16 protein-coding genes are annotated in these 19,744 nt (G+C 65.9%); 6 read left to right on the top strand and 10 right to left on the bottom strand.

Annotation, left to right across the window (positions count from 1 at the left end; all coding sequences use genetic code 11):
* The first annotated feature begins 134 nt into the window (after nt 1-134).
* Genes BJ992_RS03095 through BJ992_RS03080 form a run of 4 tightly spaced genes read left to right on the top strand, consistent with a single transcriptional unit; the run spans nt 135 to nt 8,428 of the window.
* Entirely contained in the window at nt 135-1,637 is a 1,503-nt protein-coding gene (locus BJ992_RS03095; protein ID WP_221474667.1) for a TIGR02677 family protein, read from the top strand.
* The gene (locus BJ992_RS03090) at nt 1,634-2,854 is read left to right on the top strand and encodes a TIGR02678 family protein (protein WP_184978436.1); all 1,221 of its coding nucleotides are present in this window, start codon (nt 1,634-1,636) and stop codon (nt 2,852-2,854) included. The genes BJ992_RS03095 and BJ992_RS03090 overlap by 4 nt, the downstream gene beginning before the upstream one ends.
* A 16-nt stretch (nt 2,855-2,870) precedes the next feature.
* Nucleotides 2,871-7,091 carry a TIGR02680 family protein gene (locus BJ992_RS03085; RefSeq protein ID WP_184978435.1) on the top strand — a complete coding sequence of 1,407 codons (4,221 nt, stop codon included), beginning with the start codon at nt 2,871-2,873 and terminating at the stop codon, nt 7,089-7,091.
* Entirely contained in the window at nt 7,088-8,428 is a 1,341-nt protein-coding gene (locus BJ992_RS03080) for a TIGR02679 family protein (RefSeq protein ID WP_281390286.1), read from the top strand. The genes BJ992_RS03085 and BJ992_RS03080 overlap by 4 nt, the downstream gene beginning before the upstream one ends.
* Nucleotides 8,429-8,531: 103 nt before the next feature.
* Here BJ992_RS03080 and BJ992_RS03075 read toward each other — a convergent pair whose 3' ends face one another.
* From BJ992_RS03075 to BJ992_RS03055, 5 genes are all read right to left on the bottom strand, one after another.
* Entirely contained in the window at nt 8,532-9,509 is a 978-nt protein-coding gene (locus BJ992_RS03075) for a radical SAM protein (RefSeq protein ID WP_184978433.1), read from the bottom strand.
* 20 nt (nt 9,510-9,529) lie between these two features.
* Complete coding sequence (locus BJ992_RS03070; RefSeq protein WP_184978432.1) at nt 9,530-9,970, bottom strand: HhH-GDP family DNA glycosylase; 441 nt, start codon at nt 9,968-9,970, stop codon at nt 9,530-9,532.
* Between the two features lie 43 nt (nt 9,971-10,013).
* Entirely contained in the window at nt 10,014-10,649 is a 636-nt protein-coding gene (locus BJ992_RS03065) for a dTMP kinase (RefSeq protein ID WP_184978431.1), read from the bottom strand.
* Nucleotides 10,650-10,688: 39 nt separating this feature from the next.
* Nucleotides 10,689-11,015 carry a MazG nucleotide pyrophosphohydrolase domain-containing protein gene (locus BJ992_RS03060; RefSeq protein ID WP_184978430.1) on the bottom strand — a complete coding sequence of 109 codons (327 nt, stop codon included), beginning with the start codon at nt 11,013-11,015 and terminating at the stop codon, nt 10,689-10,691.
* Nucleotides 11,016-11,516: 501 nt separating this feature from the next.
* Complete coding sequence (locus BJ992_RS03055) at nt 11,517-12,998, bottom strand: type I glutamate--ammonia ligase (protein WP_221474666.1); 1,482 nt, start codon at nt 12,996-12,998, stop codon at nt 11,517-11,519.
* Between the two features lie 35 nt (nt 12,999-13,033).
* Here BJ992_RS03055 and BJ992_RS03050 point away from each other — a divergent pair, with 35 nt between their 5' ends.
* On the top strand, nt 13,034-14,167 hold the full coding sequence (locus BJ992_RS03050; protein WP_184987510.1) for an amidohydrolase family protein: 1,134 nt from the start codon (nt 13,034-13,036) through the stop codon (nt 14,165-14,167).
* 108 nt (nt 14,168-14,275) lie between these two features.
* Complete coding sequence (locus BJ992_RS03045) at nt 14,276-14,413, top strand: hypothetical protein (protein ID WP_184978429.1); 138 nt, start codon at nt 14,276-14,278, stop codon at nt 14,411-14,413.
* Nucleotides 14,414-14,435: 22 nt separating this feature from the next.
* On the opposite strand, the gene BJ992_RS03040 is transcribed toward BJ992_RS03045, so the two are convergent.
* The 5 genes from BJ992_RS03040 to BJ992_RS03020 are packed head-to-tail and all read right to left on the bottom strand — an operon-like array spanning nt 14,436 to nt 19,725.
* Nucleotides 14,436-15,974, bottom strand: coding sequence for a class I adenylate-forming enzyme family protein (locus BJ992_RS03040; RefSeq protein WP_184978428.1), 1,539 nt, complete (start codon nt 15,972-15,974; stop codon nt 14,436-14,438).
* A 55-nt stretch (nt 15,975-16,029) separates the two neighbouring features.
* Nucleotides 16,030-16,908 (bottom strand): ATP-binding cassette domain-containing protein, encoded by an 879-nt coding sequence (locus tag BJ992_RS03035; protein WP_184987508.1) that lies wholly within the window; start codon nt 16,906-16,908, stop codon nt 16,030-16,032.
* Complete coding sequence (locus BJ992_RS03030; RefSeq protein WP_184978427.1) at nt 16,908-17,852, bottom strand: ABC transporter ATP-binding protein; 945 nt, start codon at nt 17,850-17,852, stop codon at nt 16,908-16,910. Before BJ992_RS03030 ends, BJ992_RS03035 begins: the two co-directional genes overlap by 1 nt.
* On the bottom strand, nt 17,849-18,733 hold the full coding sequence (locus BJ992_RS03025) for an ABC transporter permease (protein ID WP_184978426.1): 885 nt from the start codon (nt 18,731-18,733) through the stop codon (nt 17,849-17,851). The genes BJ992_RS03030 and BJ992_RS03025 overlap by 4 nt, the downstream gene beginning before the upstream one ends.
* Nucleotides 18,730-19,725: an ABC transporter permease subunit gene (locus tag BJ992_RS03020; protein WP_184978425.1), complete on the bottom strand. Its 996-nt coding sequence runs from the start codon at nt 19,723-19,725 to the stop codon at nt 18,730-18,732. The genes BJ992_RS03025 and BJ992_RS03020 overlap by 4 nt, the downstream gene beginning before the upstream one ends.
* Between the last annotated feature and the right edge of the window lie 19 nt (nt 19,726-19,744).

Genomic DNA, 19,744 nt, shown 5'->3' with positions numbered 1-19,744 from the left:
TGAACGTGGTCTAGCTTGGTCCGAACAGTTCCGCATGCCAGCGGTTCGAGATCTTCTGCCGATGACAGGAGTAAAGCGGACAGGCCATTGGACAGGACGACACCGCAGGCTTACCCCCCGGTATACAGGCGCGATTGGATCTTTATCGATACGCCACCGCGGACAAGTGTGCTCATGAATACATCGCGCTCATGAGGATCTTCACCGACACCTTGCTCACAGATCTGTCCGCCGCGGAGGCCACCGCGTTGCTGGCCAAGGCCGGGGTCGTCATGATCGCGGACGACGTGGAGCAGCGGTGCAAGCAACTGGAGGCGTGGGGCAACCTCGTCCGGTCGGTGCGCGACGCGCGGGTCTCCACGGTCGCGGAATTGCTGCGCTCACGTTCCCGATATCAGGTCTCCAAACTCGGCGGCCGGGTCCATCGGCAGATCGAGGAACTGCTCTCCGCGACCGACGGCGCACGCGAGGTCGCCAGGGAACTGCTCGGCCGTACCGTCGAACTCCTCGACCGCATCCTGGCGCGGCTTGCCGAGCGACGGCGCATGGACAAGGAGGCGCTGGCCGCCGATGTGACGACCGTCTTCAACAACCAGCGGTTGTTCACCGAGAGCGTGCGGGACTTCTACAGCAATCTGCACGAGGTGCTCTCCCGCTACGATCTGGCGGGATCGGAGTACACGGAATTCAAGACCATGCTTCTGCAGTACGTCGATCTCATCACAGCCGATGTCGCCAGGCACGCGCCTGCGGTCGCCGATCGGGTCGAAAGGGTCATCACCGATCTCGACCGGCTTCTCGCGGCCCTCGCCACGCTCCCTCAGCTCACCGGCCCCGACGGGAGCCCCGCGGAGCGATCACCGGGCCGGACAGCCGCCGAATGGCACGACCTGCGTGCCTGGTACAGCGGCGGAGAAGGCCGCTCCGGACCGGCCCAGTTGCGGTCGGCCGCCGAACAGGCGCTCGGCCAGCTCCTCGCGAACGCCAAACGCATGCTGGCCGCCGCAGAGACCGGGGTCTCCCGCCGCAACGACTTCCTCCGGCTCGCCGCGTGGTTCGCCGAGGCCGAGACAGAGGAAGCGCACCGCATCTTCGCGGCGGCCTTCGGCGCCTACCCCTCCCGGCACCTGCTCATGGGGCCCGACGAGACGGGGGCCGACGTCGCACCGGCCACGTCGTGGTGGGAGACCGACCCCGTGGATGTGCCGGTGTCGCTGCGGGAACGCGGGGACCGGACCGCACGAGGCCGTACCGCACGGGTTCCCGACCCTGGTATCGATCGTGAGCGGCTGTTGGCGGAGGCACGCGAGGAGGCGGAACGCAAAGCGGGTGCGGCGGCCGAGCTTGTCGCAGTGGGTGATCTCAGCGACGCGCGGATCTCCCGAGCGGCCCGCGACCTGCTACTCGAGAAGCTCTCCGGCCTGCTCGCCATCGCACATGATCTGACCGGTCCGGTGACCTCATCGGACACCGATCTGCGCCTCACGCTGGTCGCCGTACCTCGGCCGGGTGGAGCGACCCGCATTCACTCCGATGACGGCCGGCTCGTAGTCCACGACATAAGCCTGCACGTCACACCACTCGACGGCTCCACCGATGTTCGAGCCGACGACGACCGGACGGGAACAGAGAGATGACCACCGCGGCCCATGATGCGGAGGAGCGGCGCCGGGCCGCCAGGGTGCTTCTCCAGCAGCCCGTGCTCACGGCGCATCGCCACCCTGAGCAGCTCGCGCTCGTACGCCGGCACGCCGGCACGCTCAAACAGGCCTTCGCACGCGTGCTCGGTTACGCTCTCGTCGTCGAATCCGGTTTCGCGCGCCTCACCAAGACGCCGCTCTCCGTCGATGCTCCTGTCCGGCCGGCTCGCCGCTCCTCCGGCGCCGAGTTCACGCCGCGGACCTACACCTATCTCTCGCTGGTCTGCGCCGGCCTGCTGCTGCGGGATGTGGGTGAGCAGATCCTGCTGTCACAGCTCGTCGCACAGATCCGGACCGACGCGGCCGCCACCGGACTCACGTTCGACGACACCCTCGCCGAACGCCGCGACCTCGTCACCGCGATCGAGCTTCTCGTGTCGTGGGGGGTGCTGAGCGAAACAGATGGAACCGTGGCGGCCTGGAGCGAGCGCCACGATGAGGCGCTGCTGTCCATCACCAGGGGATTGCTGCCTCACCTCATCAAACGACCACTGCATGATCTCGACTGGCCGAGCCTGATGTGGGCCGTGGATCCCGACACACCCGAGCAGCCCCGGATCACGTTGCGCCGCAAGCTGGTGGAGAACCCGGTGTCGCATCGGAGTGATCTCAGCGATGCCGAGCGCGACGTCCTGAGAAGGGAACGCAGGGAACTCACGCGTGTCCTCGACGAGATTTTCGGCCTCAGCCTGGAGGTCCGCGCTGAAGGTGCTCTGGCCTACGACACCGACGAAGAACTCACCGACATCGCGTTCCCCGGTACCGGGACGGTACGGCAGGCTTCGCTGCTTCTCATCGCCGCGCTCATCGACAGCCTCCAGCCGGACGCGGCCACCCAGTCGACCCTCGACGGCCGGACCTTACCCGGTGTGCTCGCCCCCTGGCCCGTCATCGACGACCGCCTCAGGAATCTCGCACGCGTCCACGCCAAGGCGTGGCGTGGCGACGTACTCGACGATCCCCGGCGGCTGCGCGACGACGTCGTCCACCTGCTGCGATCGGTGGGCCTGGTGACCGTCGTCACCGACGGCCTCATCGTCCATCCCGCCGCGGCCCGGTACCGTCCCGCGGTGCACACACCGGCCACGACACGCTCCAAGCAGCGTCTGAACGACGGTCCGCGGTACGTCCAAGAACTGCTGGTCGCCGACTGAGAACCGTGGAGAGGTCATGACCATCCTGAGCCGTGCACACACCGTTCCCCTGACCGGCGGTCCCGTTGGCGTCGAAATGACTCCGGCCAAGCATCATCCACATCGGTGGCGCCTTCATCGGGCCGGCGTCGTCAATGTCTGGTACTACTACGACACCGAGTTCGAGTTCTCCGGTGGAAGGATGGTGCTGCGAGGCACCAATGGCTCGGGGAAATCCCGTGCGCTTGAGATGCTTCTGCCGTTCCTCCTCGACGCCGACCGCCGCAAGATGGACGCCACCGGATCGGGCCGTGTCCGACTGGAAGACCTCATGCGGGTCGGCGGTGACGACCAGCAGAACCGGCTGGGATACCTGTGGCTCGAACTCATGCGCCATGGTGACGACACCACGGTGACGCAGGGTGGTGCGGCGCAGCGCGAACACATCACCCTTGGGGCATTGATTCGGTTCTCGAGGTCCGCAGGGGAAGCGAAGGCGTGGTACTTCACGACGCCGAACCGGGTGGGGCATGACCTTCATCTTCTCAGTGAGGACCGCGTTCCGTTGTCGCGGGATGATCTGGCGAGCCTGATCGGTGCGGATCGGATCACCGATTCGCCGGAGATTCATCGCGAGCGTGTCCGGACGGCCATCTTCGGATTGCCGGGTGACTCGGGAAAGGACCGTTTCGCCGGCCTGCTCCAGCTTCTGCGTACGCTACGGTCTCCCGACGTCGGCAACCGAATCGACGAAGGGAAGCTGCCGCAGATTCTGTCCGACGCGCTGCCGCCGCCGAGCGAGGCCGCACTGGGCCGGGCAGGTGAACGGCTCGACGAGCTCTCGGAGACACGAGACGCTCAGCAGCGCCTGGAAACAGCACACCGCGTGGTGGCCGCCTTCCTCGACACATACCGGCGTTACGCCGCAGGGGTTCTGAGCGAGACCGCCAAGGCCACCCAGGCCACCGCCGTAGCCGTGACAGAAGCCGAACGGGAGGCCGATGAAGCCCGCGACATACACCTGCGGCTGACCGAGGAGCACTCCCTGACCGAGGCACGCGTGGGAGAGCTGGCGGCCACCGAGGACGAGCTGAGCAGGACCGTGGAAGGCATCCGCGGGTCCAAGGAGTACGGCGACGCCAGAGACCTGGAGGACAGGGAGCAGACGGTCCGGGCTCTTGAGCGCGCCGCCGAGCTGGCCATCCAAGCCGCGAACACCGCCGGGGACAACGAGCACGCGAAGGTGAGAAAAGCCGACGAATGCGCCGCCGAGGCCGTGGAAGCGACCGGCGACGCCGTCGCCGGCATGGCAGAGGCACGCGACTGTTTGTCGCGAGCCGGCCTCCACGCATCCCTGCCTCACGTCGATTGCGTCCGAATCGACCAGCCGGGATCAGTGGAGGTGTCCAGGCCCACCCTGCACTCCGACCCGGAGCCGGTAACCCGGCCGGCACCCGTCCGCCTCGAAGTGACGCCTGAGGACCTCAGCGGGACCGTCGAGCAAGTGAAGTCGGTGGCGCAGGCGGCGCGGCAGCGGAACGTACACGCGGCAGCGCGGCTGGATCAGGCCCAGCGCCTTGACAAGCAGGCGCTCAGGGTGCGGACAGCCGACGATCGCGCCTCTGAGGCGGAGCAACGCCTCGCCGACCTACTGCAGGAGGTGGCAGAGAAGGAGCAGGCCAGGGACGAGGCCGGACTCGCCTTGGCGCGCTCATGGCGTGCGTGGCTGGATGCGGAGGCCACCAGAGAACTGCTGAGTGACGTCGACTGGCGCCGCACCGCGCTCAGAGCGGTACTGGAGAACGCCGACGTGCTCACCGGTGGCGACAGCGCCGATCTGCTCACCGAACTCGAGGATGTCGCCGCGCGGGCCTCCTCCCCGGTCCACGACGAGATCTCCCGCGAGCTTTACCTACTCGACATAGCGCAGGAGACCGAAGACAAGGAACGTCGAGAGCTGATGGCGGAGCGGACCGGGCTGCTCGCCGCGCACGACCCCGATCCCCCGGCGCCACACTGGACACGCGTACCGTCCGAGGGAGAGGTGCCACTGTGGCGCGCCGTGGACTTCGCTTCCCATCTCGACGCACCGCAACGTGCCGGCCTTGAAGCCGCCCTGCTCGCATCGGGACTGCTCACGGCCACGATCACCACCGATGGCGCTCTCATCGCCTCCGACGGACAGTTACTCCTGCGTCCTACCGGCCCCATGGCGACGTGCTCCCTGAATGAAGCGCTGACTCCAGACCCGACAAGCCGGCTATCCGCCGAGCAGGTCCGTGGCGTGCTCTCCAGGATCGCGCTGAACGATCGCAGTCACCCGACCTGGGTGGACACCGATGGAGCATGGGGCAACGGTCCTCTGGCCGGCCGCCACCGAGCGACGACGGCCCGGCACATCGGCGCAGCCACCCGAGCCGCCGCCAGAGCCGCACGAATCGCCGAGATCGACGAGTCACTCGCCATGCTGACCGCTTCCGCCGAGGCTCGCGTCGTCCAACAGTCGGCTCTGCTCGGCAAACGCCAGGAACTCGACGCGCTGGTGCGTTCCGCTCCGCGCGGTCATGCAGTGCGAACAGCCGAAGTCCTTGTCACGGCCGGCGAACGTCAGGCGAAGAAGGCCGAGGCGGAGGCACGCAAGGAACGGGGGGCCGCGGTAAGGCTCCGCCGTGAATGGACCGAAGCCCTTGCCGCACACCGGGACGCGTGTGCCGACTTCGGCCTGCCGGACTCGGCCGAGGAACTCGCCGCCGCACGTCACGCGCTTCAGGAATCCTTACATCTGTGCGAGAGCAGCGTCCGGTACCTCACTGAGGCACGGCGCAGGATACGCACCCACGTGACGGCCGTGGCGGAGTGCGAGGCCGCCCGCTTGAAACGACGCGAAGCCGAGGAGACAGCCGAGACACAATGGGTGACGTGGCAGGGGGAGGCCGCCGAACTTGCGGCGTTGAGCTCCAGCATCGGCGTCGAGGCCGAAACCGTGCGTAAGGAGCTGCGTGCGGCTGAGACGGAATTGACGGCGTGCCGTCGTGATCTGAAGGAAATGCGGACACGTGCATCCGGCCTCGCCGAGCGGAAAGGCACCGCTGAGGCTGAGGCGCGAATCGCGCGAGACACGGCCACACAGACCCGCCGCCTCCTCATCGAGGCGGCGGGAAAACTGACGACCCGGCTGGGGCTGCCGGGGCTGGCGGCATCCGCGACCGGACAGCCACGCTTCCAGCTCACGATCACGGAAAGCGATCCCGCGAGTGTCGAGGCCGGCGTCGCGGAGGTGCTTGCCGCGATCGGCCGAGATGGCCGACTCGCCGACGAGAATGTCCTGATTCGTGCTCAGCAGAACGCGGAACGTGAACTCTCCGGGGAGCTCGATGTCATCTCCACGGTGCAGGACGGTGTCAGGCTGATGGCGATCGCCGACGCCAACGGCCGGCGCTCGCTGCCGGAGGCCGCCGCCGATCTGGAGCACCGCAGAACCAAAGGCAAGAAAGCACTGACCGAGCGCGAGAGGAATATCTTCACCGAATTCGTGGTCGGCGGTGTCGCAGAGGAACTCCGGCAGCGACTCCGCCAGGCGGAAGCTCTGATCAAGGCGATGAACACGACCCTCGCGGATATCCGTACCAGCCACGGCATCGGAGTCCGGCTTCGCTGGAGTCTCGCCGAAGGCGTGGACGCGGATGTCACGAGGATCCGCGAACTGATCGCGATAGCCGACGATGTGCGGGCCCCAGATCTCACCGAGGAACTGACCGACCTTCTCAAGACCCGCGTCGAACGGCGTTTCGCGACAGATCCCACCGCGGGATACGCCGACCACTTGAAATCGGCCCTGGACTACCGCGCCTGGCATGAGGTGGTGGTCTTCATCACCGGACCGGAGCCGGGCCAGGAGCGGAAAATCAGCCGTCGCGCCAAGCTGAGTCAGGGGGAGACCCGCTTCGTGTCGTACGTGACGCTCTTCGGCGCCGCCGACGCGTACCTGTCGGGACTGCCTGACACGTCACGTGCTCTTCGGCTCATCCTGCTCGACGACGCCTTCGCCAAGGTCGACGATCCGACGATCGGCGAGCTGATGGGGTTGCTGGTCCGTCTCGACCTCGACTTCGCCATGACCGGCCACGCGTTGTGGGGCTTTTACGAGCAGGTTCCCGCATTGGACTGCTACGAGATCCGGCGCGGCGAAGGAACAGCCGCCGTGACCACACACATGCACTGGGACGGCCACAACCGTCACCTGCGAGCCGCACGATGAGCGGACCGACACGGCATCACCTGCCAGAGAAGACTCGAAAATATCTCGCCGACGCCTGCCTCGCACCGCTGTGGGCCGCGGTATGCACCAAGCTAGAACGCGGCAGGCTGGCCGTGACAGGCACCGTTCTCGTCACGTTGGACGAGCGCGGGGCCGACAGGCTTTCCGGCTTGCTCGGCAAGTCATTCTCCGCCGGACGGATCCGCGTCCCCCTCAACGAGCTCGACCTTGCCTTGCGATCATCTCCTGCCGCCGCCGGCCTGGTGACGGTCGTCGGACAGCTCACCGAAGGCGATCTCGTCGACCGCGTGGCGGCCAGAGAGACAGCGCGCGCCTCCTGGGCCGGCATCTGGGCCGCGTTGGACGCCGCTCTATCCGTGGCCGGAGTCGTGGACGCGGACTGGGCTCCGGCGTTCACCGAGGGGGTACGCCGCTCTGGACTGCTGACTCGGGCCGGTGTCGAAGCCGCCACGGTAGCGGTCGCGCAGTTCTCGGCCGTTCTGGCCGAATGCACGGCGTCGAGCGCGCTCTTCGCTGCGGCCGACACGACTCAGTCAAGCTGGGAACTGGCCGAGCTGGCCGGACGATGCGCCGGCGACGCACATGCCCTTGACGACGGACGCCTCGCGAGTTCGCTGATGCTCCGCGCAGCAGCCGCCGCCTCTGGCGTCCCCGCACCCGTGTCGGCTGAGGAACGCCGCAACCTATGGGCACGGCTCGGGGTGACGACGGATCTGCTGTCCAGCAGCGTGCTCAGCTGGTACCTGCGGCCACCTGGCCCCGACCCCTGGTCGGAGATGATGCGCGTTCGCGCCGGTCTGAAGCTCGTGACCCATCTGAGCCTGTACGAACTTCGCGGCGCCGCGAAGGACAAGCACCTGTCCGTCCCAGGGACACACGTCTTCGCCTGCGAGAACCCCCAGATCCTCCAGGCAGCCGCGCGGACCGAGGTGCCGGTCCCGCTGATCTGCTTCGCGGGTAACCCATCCGTAGCGGCCTTGACGACACTGCGACGACTCATCGACGGCGGCGTGACCGTGCACTACCACGGTGATTTCGACTGGCCTGGAGTCGCCATCACGGCACGCCTGCTCACGATCGGCGCGAAGCCATGGCGGATGAGCGCCGACGACTATTCGAACGCCGTGACCACCCGTCCACCGGACATGGTGCTCCCCTTGACCGGCACACCGGCCCCCACCCCCTGGGAGCCCGCTCTCGCGGATGTCATGAGCCGCCGGAACATCGCCATTCACGAGGAGACCGTTCTGCCGACGCTCCTCAACGACTTGCGCCTTCACGTCACCTGGAGCGGGGAGTCAGCGACCCGCACGTGAGTATGCCGAGTGATTGCCTCGCGACGACGATTAGATCCCGCGATTTTGTCCGGAACGATGCGCGGCCGACAGATGTGAAGTGGCTTCATCGAAGAACAATGACCTACCGCACGATCAACGTGCGCTCCAGATACTTGGCGAGGTGCTGTTGCTTGTAAGGGTAGCGTCTCCACAGTTCGGCGCTGCTCTGATCAGAAAGATCGCCTATGCGCTCCAAGCAGTTCGCCTGATCCCAAACAGGTGATGCGATCACTCGACCGTCGGGCTCGATAAGCCACGCGTGACCTTGGCCGATCTTCATCCAATCCGAGATCACTATACGGACCTTCCAGCCGTTCTTCTTCTTCTCGGCCGTAAGGAAATCGGCGAGCTCTTCCAACTCCGGTCCAGTGGCGAAATCCTCGAAGAAACCGGCACTCCGGCCCTTGGGGATCGGAGTGAGTATCTTCACCTTCTTGGCACCGAGCATATCGCCCTGCTGACAAATGTAATGTATGACATCACGGTTGCCTGGCCGGGGTGTCTTGAGAAGGTTGGACCCGTCGAGTTTTTCTTCAGGCATGTATACACAGATCACGGACAGCGGTATCCTGGCGAGGCGAAGATGCATAAGACCGTCGACAACGGCGTCGTACTGGCCACGAATCCGGTTATGCTGCCGCCGGGGGCCATCCACGGTAACGTCGACGTAATCGACCATACTTTTGAGGCGTAAAGCCTCTTCCCGGCCTATGCGTGTCGCATTAGTAGAAAGAACGATCAGCTCGAACTTCCTCTGGACATACTCCAGTATCTCCCAGAAGTATGGAGAGTCCATCGGCTCACCGCCGGACAAAATTATGCGACGCATGCCGACGAGCTTATCGATCTTCTCTTTGTGCTGGTCGAGTGAGCTACTGCTGATTCCCGGGGGCTCGGAGCAGTAGGTGCAACGGAGATTACACTCCCGCGTCAGTTGGTAGGTCGCACTCAACGGTCGGTCCATCGACGCGACGAGATCTTCGACGCCGAGCTCATCGTCCGTCTTGTAACACTGGTCATCATCATCGAAGTGCAGGTCTGGTAATAATCCTTCCGTCATCTTTCGACTCTCCTCTTTACCTAGTTGACCAGCAAGGGCTGGTGAACAGGATGATAGAGCGCGGCGAGACTGCCGCAAGACTTTATACTGTAGAAGCCGGAATCGGCACGCACTCTTATACCCAGGGCAACCGTTGCAACGAAGAGGGCGACACGCGCCTTGCCGGCCCCTATCCCTGGGAACCGCTGCAGTCGCGCGGTGAACTGCGAGGCAGTGACATCTGTCCAGATATTTCGCGCGTCTCCGTCATAATCGGCTGACACGATCTCTGCCGCTCGGTACGTATTTTCCGCCATCGCGAACTTGAAAGGGTGTATGGCAAAAGGGCTTGCGAATCGCTCGGTAAACACCGGCAACGGAAGCACCAGAATTTTGTCTGGACCCATCCCGCCAATTCGTGAGCTCAATTCATAGGGTGCACGCCATGCCCGCTCCGCTTTCATGCGCTGGTTGAACAGCACTCCAAGCAGAAATGCGAAGGCAGTAGGCTCATCAGTTATATCCTCAATAGGAAGTGGACTCGGGCCGCCCATTCCCTACCTCCTCCAACCGCTCCATTATCACCTTGGCCATGGTGTACGCGGTCTGCTCAGGAGCGACGTCGTCGTTGTTCTGTATGATGACCACCTGCACACCACAGCTCGCCATGTGACCTTTTACGACTCGCCATGAGCTGACCTCCCCGGCAAAGTCGCCAACACCGTCGAATCGCGTCAGGACGCCTCGGCGGCTACGACGTGAATCCAGGCTGGATTCGTCCGCCATCATAAATATGTTGATATCCGGTAATATAAAATCTGCGTTCAACTGCCGCACTTGATCGAATGACAAGCCATCCTGCACCTGAAAATGCATAGATGAAGCGATGTAACGATCAGTGATCACCACGTCTTCTGTACCAAGCGCAGGAACAATGATTTGCCTGAGGTGCTGGGCTCGGTCAGCAGCCAGCAGCTCCGCCAGGGCCAGACCGTTGTGCCGCTCTTCGTTCGTCAGATCAAAAGCGGGAGTCGGCTCCTTGGTGAGCAAGACCGAGTACCGTCGCTGACGTAGGAGCTGGACCACCAATGGAAGTACCGATGTCTTACCGGCATGCTTTGGACCGTCCACAGCGACGAACAAGCCCGTTGGCCCACTCATCGGGTCCCCTTAGCTGAGTATCAAAGATCTCGGCCTCGGCTACGCACCGGTGCTCCAAGTACGCAGCTTATTAATCTCCTCCTTGTCTCTGAAGGCGGTTTCCAGGTTTATGCCCAGTCTGTTGGAAAGCGCACACAGGTAGATGAGAATATCGGCCAGTTCCTCTTCGACCGTACCGACGTTGGACTTGCTGTCCATAGCCATTTTCTGCTGCTTACGCAGGGCCTTGAACAGCTCGCCGATCTCCTCGCCGAGCAGCAGCGCGGTTTGCTGTACGCTGTTTCCCGTGAAGCCGCGCTCTTCTTCCAGCTTTTGGACATAGTCCTGAATCGCATTGAGTCCCGGGTCGGCCCCCAACTGCAACATGAAGCCCGTCTCCTTGTCTACATCAGATCGGGGCCGTCTGCATGCTAACAAGAAATGGCATCCAAAGTAAAGCAACAATGCTTATACCTTGACTAATTACGCCAATCGGTGTAGCTCTTGCCGCCAGACAGACAAGCCACCAATTAATCTATTGAGGCGAACGTTTAGGACATACGCAGCAGAACTTTATTTCTGACCGTAACGACTCCCACCCCCAGAAATGTCGCGAACATAAGTTCGATCAGCACATGCCGAGATCACTGTGACAGTAGATTAGAGGAGTGGCGCTCGTAGCGCATGAGTATGTCCGATTGAACGTTTGATCACCGTTTGCGGCACATCATGGTTTCTAGCTACCCGTGTTCCGATCGTGTACCGGTGTCCGCATTAAGTCGTGAAAGTTTCACTTAGCCTCATACCTCGACAGCACCTACGCCACAGCGTCCATGTAGCCCATTCACAAGCTGTGGATAAACACACATCCAGGCAGGCGTGGTCGACTCAATGCCGCCAGCGGGTGCGGGACGCGATCTGCTCGGGGGTGGCGTCGGCGAACAAGGCGATTTCGCCGCGGCGAACGGTCGTGATGGTGTCGATGACGGCTTCGCCGAAGGCTTCGGTCAGGACGGGGTCGGCTTCGAACGATCGGAGTGCGGCGTCCAGGGTGGTCGGGAGGCGGGGCTGGTCGTCGAGGGTGGCCGGGTCGGTGGTCACGGGAGGGGGGAGGGGGGTCGTCTCTTTGAGGCCGGTTTGTGCGGTGGCGAGGAGGGCGGCGAGGATCAGGTGGGGGTTAGCGGATTGGTCTATGCATTTGATTTCTATGTTGGCGGCGGTGTGGTGTTCGCCTTCTGCGCCGGTTATGAGGCGTAGGGCGGCTTCGCGGTTCTCCAGGCCCCAGCAGGCGTAGGCGCCGGCCCAGTGGGAGGGGATGAGGCGGAGATAGCTCGCTACTGAGGGGGCACCTATGGCGAGGAGTGCGGGGAGGTGGGTGAGGATGCCGGCGGTGAAGGATTCGGCTTCTTTGGTCAGGCCGTGGGGGCCTTCGCCGGCGGTCATCAGGTTGGTGTCGTCGCGCCACAGACTCAGGTGCACATGGCCGCCATTTCCTACGCCGTCCGCGAGGACCTTGGGGGAGAACGAGGCGCGGAGGCCGTGGTCGAGGCTTATGGCGCGGATGGTTTCTCGGACCAAAATGGTGGTGTCGGCGGCGGCTATGGGGGTGTCTTTGGCTACGGAGATCTCGTACTGGCCGGCGGCGTATTCGGGGTGGATCTGCCGTACTTCAATGCCAGCGGCCGTTACGGCTTCCATGATGTCGCGCAGGTAGTCGGCGCGTTCGGTGAGGCGGGTCATGCCGTACGCGGGGCCGGTGCAGGCGGGGGTGAAGTCGTCGCCGTCCCCTATGGAGGCGGCCCATTCGACCTCGAAGGCGGCGCGTACGGTGAGGCCGTCGGCGGCGAGTTTGCTCACTTCGCGGCGGAGCAGGTGGCGTGCGTCCAGGGGGTGGGGGTCGCCGTGCTGGTCGTAGCGGTCGGCGGGGGACCAGGCCCAGCCGGGGAGGGCCGCCAGCGGGGTGAGGCGGTCGAGGTCGGGGTGGAGGCGCAGGTCGCCTACGGGGCCGCCGGCGAAGCGGCCCTGGACGGTGGAGTCGTCGAGCAGGAAGGTGTCGAAGACCGGGGACGCGCCGATGCCCCAGGCGGCGGCGTGCGGGAGGCGGTCCAAGGGGACGGCTTTGACGCGGGTGATGCCGCTGGTGTCGACCCAGGTGACGGCCACGCCGGTGACGCCTTTGGCGGCGAGGTCACGGGCCTTGTCGCGGGCCAGCGCGGCGCGGCGGTCACGTTCTGGTCGGTCCAGGCCGGCCGGCTCGGCGCGTTGGCCGCGTTCCTGACGGTCCATGGCGGCCGGTTCTGTGCGTTCGTCGCGTTCCTGGTGGTCCATGGGGGCCGGTGTGGCGCGGCGGTCGCGTTCTGGTCGGTCCATTTCGCTTCTTGTACATGATGGGTGGCGTGACGTCCATGAACTTGCTCGGGTGCGTGGCGGGGCTTCGGCTGGTGGATCACCACTGTCACGGGGTGGTGGGGGACGATGTGGGTCGTGCGGAGTTCGAGTCGCTGTTGACCGAGGCGGGTGAGGTGGCGGTGGGGACCACGGTGTTCGACTCGTTGGCGGGGCTGGCGGTGCGGCGGTGGTGTGCGCCGGTGCTGGGGCTGGCGGCGCATGTGTCCGCTGATGAGTACGTGGCGCGGCGGGGGGAGGTGGGGGGTGTCGAGGTGAATCGGCGGTTTCTGCGGGCCGCGGGGGTGGCGGAGCTGTGTGTGGACACCGGGTACGGGGGTGGACGGTTGCTTTCGCCGGCGCGGATGGGGGAGGTCGCGGAAGCACGAGCGCATGAGATCGTGCGGCTTGAGCAGGTGGCGGAGGAGGTGGCGGCGGAGCGGCCGTCGCCGGAGGAGTTCGGGGACGCGGTGCGTGCTCGGCTGACGGAGCGAGCCGAGCACGCGGTCGGGGTGAAGTCGGTGGCCGCTTATCGGGCCGGGCTGGCGTTGCCGGCCGCACGACCGTCCGGTGCGGAGGTGACGGCGGCGGCGCGGCGTTGGCTGTACTCGATCAATGACGACGCGGCGCCTCGGCTCGCCGACATGACGTTGCACGCGTTTCTCGCCTGGTGCGGGGTGGATCTCGGGCTGCCGGTGCAGTTCCACGTGGGGTACGGGGACGCGGACGCCGACCTCGGCCGCGGTGACCCGCTGCTGCTGACCGGCTGGTTGCGTGCCACGGCGGCGGCCGGTACGCCGGTCATGCTCCTGCACAATTACCCGTTCCACCGGAACGCCGCCTACCTGGCGCAGGTTTTCCCGCACGTGTATGTGGACGTCGGGCTCGCCACGCACAACGCGGGGTACCGGGCCGCCGCGGTGATCGCGGAGACGCTGGAGCTCGCGCCGTTCGGTAAGTTCCTGTTCTCCTCTGACGGGTTCGGGCTGCCTGAGCTGCATTATCTCGGCGCGTTGTGGTTCAGGCGCGGGCTGGACGCGTTCCTGCGGCCGGGGGTCGATGCGGGTGAGTGGACGTACGGCGACGCCGAGCGGATCGCGTACCTGACCGGCGCGGGGAACGCGAGGCGGGTGTACCGGCTCGACCAGGTCTGACCGCGCGGCCGGTGCGCGGCCCCCACCGGACAAGACCGGCATTTACCGCTTTCAATGCATTTAACGCTACCAATAGGACCGATTGACCATCGGATATTTATCGCTCTCGTGGACGCCATCACGGACGTGCGGATGTGCCGGACGTCCGGGCTGTCGGTCATCGCGTCGATCACCGACGCGCGGCGGGACCAGCTGGCCTTCGCGCGTGCTCTGGAGGTGAAAGAACGCAGCCGCACGACCATCTGACTGGAGCTCGGCGGTCCCTGTGTCAGAGACTGCCGAGCGCCTCTGGGCCGTACTGTGCCAGTAGCGCGCGTTTGTCGGGTTTGCCGCTGGGGGCCACCGGGACGTCGGTGACGGTCGTGATGGTCTTGGGGACGGAGTCGGCGCCGAGTTCGGCGCGGACCAGAGTGGTCAAGGCGGCGGGGTCGGGGGTCCGGCCGGGGACGGGGACGATGAAGGCGTGGACGGCTTCGCCGGTGCGGTCGTCGGGGGCCGCGGTGACGTACGCCTCTGCCACGGTGGGGTGGGTGGCGAGGAGGCGTTCGATGGGGCCGGCGTAGACGACGGAGGCGTGGACGAGGATGACGTCTCTGATGCGGCCGGAGAGGTAGAGGAGGCCGTCGGTGTCGAGGTGGCCGAGGTCGCGGGTGCGGAGCCAGCCGTCGTGGAGGACCTCCCGGGTCTCCTCCGGCTGGTTCCAGTAGGACGTCATGAGGTAGGGGCTGCGGACGTACAGTTCGCCGGTGTGGCCGGTGGGGAGGTCGCGGCCTTGCTCGTCGCGGACGCTGATCTCGACGGCGGGGTGCGCGAGGCCGGCGGAGGCGGTGGCGTTGGGGAAACGCGCGAGGTCGGCGGGGGTGAGCATGGAGATGAGGCTGCCTTCGGTCATGCCGTAGCCGTGGTAGACGACGGGGCCGAGGCGTTCCACGGCCTCGGCGAGGCGGTGTGGGGTGATCGGGGATCCGCCGACCATGACGACGCGCAGGCTGCTGGTGTCGGCTTTCTCCTCGCGGAGCACGTCGAGCATCTGGCACAGGCGGGGTGCGGCCATGACGGTGCCGGTGAGGCGGTGGCGTTCGATGGCGTACGGGTACAGGGGACGGCCGTCGTCGACCGGGATCACGGCGGTGCCGCCGCCGAGGACGCACAGCACCACATAGTCGAGGATCACCGAGGCGGCCAGGGTGCCGAACACCGCGAAGCGCTCGAAGGACGCGGCGACGACTGCGGCCATCGGGGTCCAGTTGCGGGGGTTCCACGACCAGTGCGCGGCCAGGCCGCGGTAGGTGAACGCGCAGCCTTTGGGGACGCCGGTGCTGCCGCTGGTGAAGGTCAGCAGTGCCACGTCGTCCATGCGGCCCATGCACTCGGTGACGCGGTCGGTGCACGTCAGCAGGTCGGCCGCGCCTTCGACGGGGCCGAGCGACAGCACCGCGGCGGGACCGGCGGCGGTGAACAGGTCCGGGGTGGCGGTCGAGGCGTCGGCGACGACGGCGTCGACCTCCATGCCGAGGACGTGCGCGAGCAGGCGAGGGGTGAGCCCGGGACGTACACAAAGGACGCGACAGCCTAAGAGGTGCGCGGCCATGTGTGCGGCGAACCCCTCCGGCGAGACGCCGGTGTACAGTGCGACGCCGCGACCCGGGCCGAGACCCTTGTCGCGCAGCGCGGCGGCGAGGCGTTCGATCAGGTCGAGCAGCTCGCCGCGTGAGACCAGCCGGTCCCCGTGCTCGAAGGCGATGTCGCCGGGTGCCTTCCGCAGTGACTCGAGGACGGGGTACGGGAACGGCGGGTCGTCGTGCATGTCCAGCTCCTTACGAATACGTGGGTCCGCTCCGTGCCGGAGCGGACCCACGATGTCAGGCCGCGGGACAGGACGGAAGGCGTGCGCACGCCACGAGATGACCTTCCTCGGCTTCGTGCAGCGCGCCGGTGGCGCCGCTCGCGTGGTACAGGCACGTGTCCACGGCGGCGGCGTCCTCCCAGGAGGCGTGCAGGCGGGGGACGGCGGACAGCAACTGGCGGGTGTAGGGGTGCAGGGGGTCGCCGAAGACCTTGCCGGTGAGCCCCGTCTCGACGATGGCGCCGCGGCGCAGGACGACGGTGCGTTCGGCCAGGTAGTTGCCGAGGGACAGGTCGTGGGTGATGTACAGGACGCCGAGGCCGCGGGTCTTGAGGTCGGCCAGCAGGTTGAGCACGTCGATGCGGGTGGAGGCGTCGAGCATGCTGGTGATCTCGTCGGCGACCAGGAGCTTGAGGTCGAGCAGCAGCGCTCTGGCGATGAGGAGACGCTGGAGCTGGCCGCCGCTGAGCTGGTGGGGGTACTTGTTCAGGACCTGGCCGGGGTTGAGCCGGACCGAGGTGAGGGCCTCCTCGACGCGCTGGTCCCACGCCTTGTCGGCCGGGTGGTACTGCTCCTTGATCATGCCGAAGACCCGGTCGGCCTTGAACACCGGGTTGTAGGAGCTGAACGGGTCCTGGAACACCCCTTGGACGTGCCGGTAGTAGTCCTTGCCGGGTTTCACGGGGGTGCCGTCGAAGGAGATGGTGCCGGACGTGACGGGGGTGAGGCCGAGGATCATGCGGCCGATGGTGCTCTTGCCGCTGCCGCTCTCCCCGATCAGGGACACGACCTCACCGGGCCGTACGTCGAAGCTGACCCCGCCGACGGCCGTCATCGTCTTGCCACCGAAGGCGCCTACTTTGTAGACCTTCGTGACGTCATCGAGTACGAGCATCATGCCTTCCAGCAGGCGACGAAGTGGTCGGGTTCGAGCTCTGTCACCGGCGGTTCCTCCTCGGCGCACTTGGCGAACGCGAGGGGGCACCGGTCGCGGAACCGGCAGCCGGAGGGGGGGTCGAGCAGCGAGGGGGGGCTGCCGGGGATGCCGGTCAGCTTCTTGTCGGCGTAGCGGACGCCGACCTCGGGGAGCGAGTTGATGAGGAGCTGGGTGTAGGGGTGTTTCGGTGCGTTGACGATGGTCCTCGCGGGGGCCTTCTCGGCGAGCCGGCCGGCGTACATCACCATGATCGTGTCGGCGATCTGGTACGTCAGCGAGATGTCGTGCGTGATGAAGATCATGCTCTTGACGAAGCCCGACCGGCGGAAGCCGACCAGCGCCTTGGCGACGGCCTTCTGCGTGGACACGTCCAGCGCCGAGGTGATCTCGTCCGCGATGAGCAGCGACGGGTTGAGCAGGGTCGAGATGACCATGACCATGCGCTGCTTCATGCCGCCGGACAGCTCGATCGGGTACCGGTCGAGCACCTCGTGCGACAGCTCCACCTGATCCAGGCGGGACAGCAGCTCGTCGCGGTCCAGCCTGGCGCCGCGCGACCTGACCAGCTCCGCCACCATCTTGCCGATCTTGCGGGTAGGGTTCATGGCGCTCATCGAGTACTGCGGGATGAGCGAGACGTGGTGGAAGCGGAAGGCGTTCATGCGCGCGTCGTCGCCGATGGGAAGCGTCTCGCCGTCCAGCTCGACGGTGCCGCCGACGTGCTTCATGCGGCCGTCCATGCGGATCAGGCTCTTGCCGAGCGTGGTCTTGCCGCACCCGGACTCGCCGGCGAGACCGAGGATCTCGTCGTCCCTGACGGAGAACGTGACGCCGTCCAGCGCCTTCACGTCGCCTTTCAGGGTCCGGTAGTAGACCTGGAGGTCGTTGACCGTGAGGCTCATGAATCCCTCAGCTTCGGGTTGAAGACCTCGTCGAGGCCGACGTTGGCGACGTACAGCGCGCCGACGATCGCGGTGATGCCGGCGCCTGGTGGGACGAACCACCACCACAGGCCGAGATGCAGCGCGCTCCACTGGTGCGCGTTCTGGAGCATCAGGCCGAGGGACACGCCTTCTGTGGGGCCGAGGCCGATGAAGTCGAGCGAGGACGCGATGAGGATGGAACCACCGAAGAGCAGGATGAACGTCATGAACAGGTAGGAGCTCATGTTCGGCGCGATCTCCCGCAGGATGATCTTCGGGGTGCGCACGCCGCTGAGCCTGGCCAGGTCGACGAACTCGCGGGTGCGCAGCGAGAACGTCTGGGCCCTGATGGCGCGCGCGGCCCACGGCCAGCTCGTCAGGCCGATGAACAGGGCCTGCACGCCGACGCTGCGGATGCCGAGGTAAGCGTTGATGATCAGCAGGACGGCCAGGGTCGGCAGCACGAGGATCACGTTGGTGAGCATGTTGAGGATCTCGTCGACCAGCCCGCCGCGGTAGCCCGCGAGGAAGCCGACGGCCATGCCGATGATCGCCGCGAGGCCGCCGCCGAGTACCCCCACGATGAACGTGGTGCGCAGGCCGTACACGAACTGGACCCAGATGTCCTGGCCGAAGGTGTTGGTGCCGAGCCAGTACTGCGACGACGGCGGCTGCATCGGCAGGCCGGAGTAGGCGTTCGGCGTGCCGGCGACCAGCAGGGGGCCGAAGATCCCGATCGCGAGCAGCACGAGGATGACGCCGAGACCGATGAGCAGTTTGACGTTGCGGAACGCGAAGTACAGCGCCTCGCGCCGTACGCTCGTCGCGCTTTGCGGCAGTGCGGTGTCGATGACGGTCATGCGGCGGCTCCCGCCATACCGGCCCGGGTGCGGGGGTCGACGACGACGTAGACGATGTCGATGATGAAGTTGGCGATCAGCACGCCGAGCACGATGAACAGGAACGTGCCCTGGAGCAGGAAGAAGTCCTGGTTCTGGATGGCTTTGAGAATCAGGCTGCCGAGGCCCGGGTAGGAGAAGACGATCTCGGTGACCAGCGCGCCGGCGACCAGCACGCCGAGTTGCAGCGCGAGGCCGGTGATCTGCGGCAGGACGGCGTTACGGAAGGCGTACCTGCGGATGAGCCGCTGTGGCGCGCCGAGCGCGGCCAGGTAGTTGGAGTAGTCCGACTCCAGCTCGTAAATGATCATGTTGCGCATGCCGATGGCCCAGCCGCCGAGCGCGACGAGGAACAGCGACGCGAACGGCAGGGCCCAGTGCAGCAGGAGGCTCCCGATGAACTCCAGCGACCACGTGGGCCTGAGCGAGAAGCCGTAGCCGCCGGCGACGGGGAAGATCCCCGCGACCACGCCGAGACCCCAGGCGAGGATCACCGCGATCCACATGTACGGCGTCGCGGTCAGCAGGTACCCCACCGGCAGCACCGTGTTGTCGAGCAGCTTGCGCCGCGCCGCGAACGCGCCGAGGCGGTTGCCGACGACCCAGCTGAGCAGCACCGCCGGGATCATCAGGCCGAGGGTGTACGGCACGGCGCCGAGGATGACCGTGGCGACCGGCGTCGGGAAGACCCACACACTGATGCCGAAGTCGCCTTGCAGCAGCGCGGCCCAGAAGTTGAGGTACTGCCGCCACAGGGGCTCGTCGAGCCCGAACAAGTTGGTGTAGTAGGCCCGCATGGCCTCCAGCGCCTCGGGCTGGCTCACCCGGGCCCTGGCCAGCATGCTGGCGACGGGATCACCGGGCATGAAGCGCGGGATCATCCAGTTCACCGTGACGGCGACGAAGAACGTCAGGCCGTAGATGAGCAGCTTTCTGCCGAAGTAGTGGCGCACGAGATCATCTCCAGAAAAG

Origin of the sequence: Sphaerisporangium rubeum (assembly GCF_014207705.1) — a bacterium.
GTDB classification, from domain to species: Bacteria; Actinomycetota; Actinomycetes; order Streptosporangiales; family Streptosporangiaceae; genus Sphaerisporangium; species Sphaerisporangium rubeum.
The sequence above is the reverse complement of the archived record's forward strand: the minus strand, read 5'-3'. Positions and strand labels throughout refer to the sequence as shown.